Genomic DNA, 1278 nt, shown 5'->3' on the forward strand with positions numbered 1-1278 from the left:
TGAAGTGCACCCCTTAGAATAGACATTGGAAAAACCCCAGGGTAAATCCGATGTAATTCTAGGGGGTGCATTTTTATGCCAGCTAAGAAAGGTCAGAAGTTTAAGCATTATCCTGAGTCTGTGAAAGTAGAAGCTGTTCGACTGTTTATGGAGGAAGGATGGTGCTGCAGAAAGATTACAGAACACCTGGATATTAATGACAGGAAGCGTGTCAGTGTCTGGGTGAGGAAGTATCGGGCAAAGGGAAAAGACTCTTTTCAGGATAGACGTGGAGATCCGCACAGGTCTGAAACAGAGCAAGAGCGAGAACTACGTCGTTTACAGTTGGAGGTAGACGTTCTAAAAAAGTGGTTACAAATCTTGAATCGGGAGGGTTGAAGGATAGATATGTTGTCATCGACGAACTGAAGCATAAGCAGACCGTAAAGGAACTCTGTGGATATTTAGGGGTCCACAGAAGCGGTTACTATGCTTATCTGAAGCGCAAGGAAAAGGATCCAGACCAAGAGTTGAAACGTAAGATCAAAGCCATATACGAGCAACGGGACAAGACGGTAGGATACCGTCGGATACAGGATGAGTTATACCGCCAATATCACCTTGTCGTGAATCACAAGAAGGTTTTACGACTCATGCAGGAGCTTCGTATTAAGGCGATTATACGCCGTAAGTACGTCCATAGAACAACCTATGAGGCAGCAGTTTCGGATGGAAGAGTCGCAGAGAATCTACTGAAAAGAAATTTCAAAGCGGATAAACCCAACCAGAAATGGGTAACGGATGTTACACAATATCGGGTATTCGATGAGAAAATTTACTTATCAGCCATCAAGGATTTGTGGAATAACGAGATCGTCGGATACCACATTAGCAGATGTAACGACAATCCACTTGTATTAGAGACGTTTAGAAAGGCCTTTGAAACACATAAAGACGTGACTGGACTGATCGTTCACAGCGACCAGGGATGCCAGTACACGTCCCATGCATACCACGACATGCTGCCACAGGTTGGCGCCCAAATCAGCATGTCACGCCGAGGAAATTGTTATGACAATGCCTCCATCGAGAGCTTCTTCTCTCATCTTAAAGTCGAAGCACTCTATCCTTATGATATACGAAGTATCGCTGAGGCACAAAGAAGAATTGAGGAGTATATACGTTTTTACAATGAAGATAGAGCACAACGAAAACTAAACAAGCTGACTCCTGTTGAGTACAGGAATCAGCTTGTAGCCTAGGTCTTTTTTCAATGTCTACTAAATGGGGTCTTGACCA

Annotated in this window: 2 protein-coding genes; both read left to right on the top strand. The window is 43.9% G+C overall.

Features of this window, described 5'->3' with window-relative positions; all coding sequences use genetic code 11:
• Positions 1-75: 75 nt before the first annotated feature.
• Positions 76-378, top strand: a complete 303-nt coding sequence (locus MHH60_RS33165; protein ID WP_076139116.1) for a helix-turn-helix domain-containing protein — start codon at positions 76-78, stop codon at positions 376-378.
• A complete protein-coding gene (locus tag MHH60_RS33170; protein WP_179088996.1) occupies positions 375-1241 on the top strand; it encodes an IS3 family transposase in 867 nt (288 codons plus the stop codon). Before MHH60_RS33165 ends, MHH60_RS33170 begins: the two co-directional genes overlap by 4 nt.
• Positions 1242-1278 lie beyond the last annotated feature (37 nt).

The sequence above is a fragment of the Paenibacillus sp. FSL H7-0716 genome, from assembly GCF_038002705.1.
Lineage (GTDB): Bacteria > Bacillota > Bacilli > Paenibacillales > Paenibacillaceae > Paenibacillus_AQ > Paenibacillus_AQ odorifer.